Below are 2689 nucleotides of genomic sequence, written 5' to 3'. Positions count from 1 at the left end.
AGCTTTGCTTCTTTTTCCGCTTTCTGTTTTTTATTTTTCTGCAAAAGATATTTATCAGAAAAGTCATGAGCAAGCTAGAGGTTTAAAGACTGAGCGGGTTCCAATTATTTTTATTAATAAATATTTTACACAATTCATACCAGGTAAGCAAGAGAGCTACGCCACTACTACCGAATCATTACCCAGCGTCAATCCGAAAAACATCCCAAAAACAATGTGAAAGGACATCAAAGTGCCATAAGCAACGGCTACAGATGCCCCGAAAATTATCTGCTCACGGTGGTTAATTGGTGTTGTTCCTGGATCAGTTACTATATAGAAAGTAAAGAGGACAAAAGCCACCCCTGTCATGGGTAATAGGGCGGGGATTAACGGTGTCTGAAAGATAGCACTTCTAAGGATTGCTTGTAAGATAAAAGCCCCTAACCATCCCGCAATTAAAGGCAATTTACGAGTAAAACGGGCATTTAAAAACGTTCCCGTACAAACAATTAAGACGGGTAAAATCCAATCTGCCCAACCGCTTAAATTCTCGGTAAACTGATAGGGGGGCGCGATGCCAATCCAAGGAAATAAGAGTAAGGTAACGCTAATACCAAAATTAGAAGGATTGAGAAAATGACGGGTTTTATCTGCCACTTTTAACCGAAAAATTGCTTTAGAGCCGATAGCCACCGCTACTGCAAACATAATCGGAAATAAACGCTCATTAGCATAGAGTAACATAGCGATCGCTAATGAGGTAATATGGGCAGAAAGCAGAAAATCGATAAACTGACCCATACTTCCTAAATATCTAGGTTTAAAGCCATTTACCCCAGCATCAACGCTTTCTAATAATAATTCTACGCTGTAACCTGTTGCTAAAGCCACCAGAGGTTGCGCCCAAGATTGTTCAAATCCGAGGACGGTATGACCTAAAATATTGAGAAAGGTAATCGCTATGGCAAAGCGTCGTAATCCTGCTAAACGATTAGGTTGATAGGAAACAGTAGAACGCTCTACTGAAGAGCTAAAATAGGGAAGATTAAATAATTGAGTGGTCGTCATGGTTATTGTTGAAGATGAGTTAAAGGAAATTATCTTTCCCAAAAGTGATTTACTGAGTGATGAACCCCCTATGGAAACAGAGTTACATCTGCGTCAATTGATGCTTTTGATCCAATCACTAGAGTTCTTATGGAAAGACCGCCAAGATTTCTATGCTTTTGGTAATCTGACTATTTATTACAGTCCCAATCAACGAAAATCAGAATATTTTAGAGGTCCTGATTTTTTTGTGGTTTTGGGAGTAGCAAGAAAACCCCGTAAAAGTTGGGTAGTGTGGGAAGAAGAGGGGAAATATCCCCATGTCATCATCGAGATTTTGTCTGATTCAACGGCAGAAACCGATCGAGGTCTCAAGAAAGAAATTTATCAGGAAACTTTCCGGACTCCTAATTATTTTTGGTTTGATCCCACCAGTTTAGAATTTAAGGGGTTTCAGTTGATGGCAGGAAAATACGAAGAAATTGCAGCGAATAAACAGGGTTGGTTATGGAGTCAACAGTTAGAATTATTTTTAGGGGTTCATGACAGCCAATTACGCTTTTTTACCCCTGAAGGTAAACTTGTTCCCACCCCTGAAGAAGTGGCAGAAAAGATGGCCCAGAAGTTACAAGATCTAGGGATAGATTGGCGAGATTTGGCTTAAGTTCGACCTGAAATCTCGATCAAGCAAGCTGAACTGCAACTTATGAAGTAATCTGCCCAAATGCTACAGTTAGGCGTTTTTACCGCAATAATAAACAAAAATCGCGCTATATTTGCCAATTCTCGACATGATTTGCTATACTCCAACAAGTAACTACATTCTTCCTCAGCCCCCAATTGGGGGCTTTTTCTTGGTCAAAAAGAAGCGATCGAAGGCTTATTTTGGCTCTTTTTTGCGCTTAACGCCGAATAAACCACCGATACCCACCGCAATTAAGCCTAATACAGTTGAAGGTTCGGGAGTCGTCATAGCTGTTTCAAAATAATGGCTCCCAGTCAAAATCCATAAAATTTAATAACATTGCCCTAATGATGACCTCAAGGTAACTATCTGACTTTTTAGTGCCTACTTATCATTTTTGGCAATATTTTATAGACTAGGAATATAGAAATAAAAAAGAGGAAAACCGATGATTACTATACGCAAAGCTGAGGAAAGAGGCCACGCTAACTATGGTTGGTTAGATACCTATCATACTTTTTCTTTTGCCCAATATTATGATCCCCAACAGATTAATTTTAGGAGTCTAAGAGTTATTAACGAGGATAAAGTCCTTGGGGGAAAAGGATTTCACACCCACGGACACCAGGATATGGAGATTTTAACCTATGTTTTGGCGGGAGAACTAGAACACCAAGACAGTCTCGGCACGGGTTCCGTGATTCGACACGGTGAAATTCAACGGATGAGCGCGGGAACAGGGATAAAACACAGTGAATTTAATCATTCTGCCACTAATCCCCTCCATCTTCTGCAAATTTGGATTATTCCCGACCAAAAAAATCTAGAACCCAGTTTTGACATCCTCGCCGCCCTAAAAGTGCGGCGATTCCTAAACCTCACGATTTAAGTTTCTGCTTCCACCACCGTCGCATACCACAGTTAAAAAACCATGTACTGTCTTACACAGAGTCCACAGACTTTCGCCCCATTTCA

The 2689-nt window shown here is 40.3% G+C and carries 3 protein-coding genes and 1 pseudogene; 2 read left to right on the top strand and 2 right to left on the bottom strand.

The features are described from left to right. Positions 1-156: 156 nt before the first annotated feature. A complete protein-coding gene (locus tag O9324_RS02120; protein WP_287627696.1) occupies positions 157-1050 on the bottom strand; it encodes an enediyne biosynthesis protein UnbU in 894 nt (297 codons plus the stop codon). Between O9324_RS02120 and O9324_RS02115 the strand changes: the two genes are divergently transcribed. Then, complete coding sequence (locus O9324_RS02115; RefSeq protein ID WP_043996833.1) at positions 1049-1693, top strand: Uma2 family endonuclease; 645 nt, start codon at positions 1049-1051, stop codon at positions 1691-1693. The genes O9324_RS02120 and O9324_RS02115 overlap by 2 nt on opposite strands. A gap of 216 nt (positions 1694-1909) precedes the next feature. Here the strand turns inward: O9324_RS02115 and O9324_RS02110 are convergent, their stop codons facing one another. Next, positions 1910-2002, bottom strand: coding sequence for a PEP-CTERM sorting domain-containing protein (locus O9324_RS02110; RefSeq protein ID WP_288139363.1), 93 nt, complete (start codon positions 2000-2002; stop codon positions 1910-1912). A gap of 160 nt (positions 2003-2162) precedes the next feature. Between O9324_RS02110 and O9324_RS02105 the strand changes: the two are divergent. Continuing rightward, positions 2163-2555, top strand: a pseudogene (locus O9324_RS02105) (pirin family protein); the annotation flags it as partial. Positions 2556-2689: the final 134 nt, after the last annotated feature.

It is taken from the genome of Microcystis sp. LE19-84.1B (assembly GCF_027531875.1).
GTDB lineage: Bacteria > Cyanobacteriota > Cyanobacteriia > Cyanobacteriales > Microcystaceae > Microcystis > Microcystis panniformis.
Note: the sequence above shows the minus strand (reverse complement) of the source record. Positions and strands in the feature narration are given on the sequence as shown.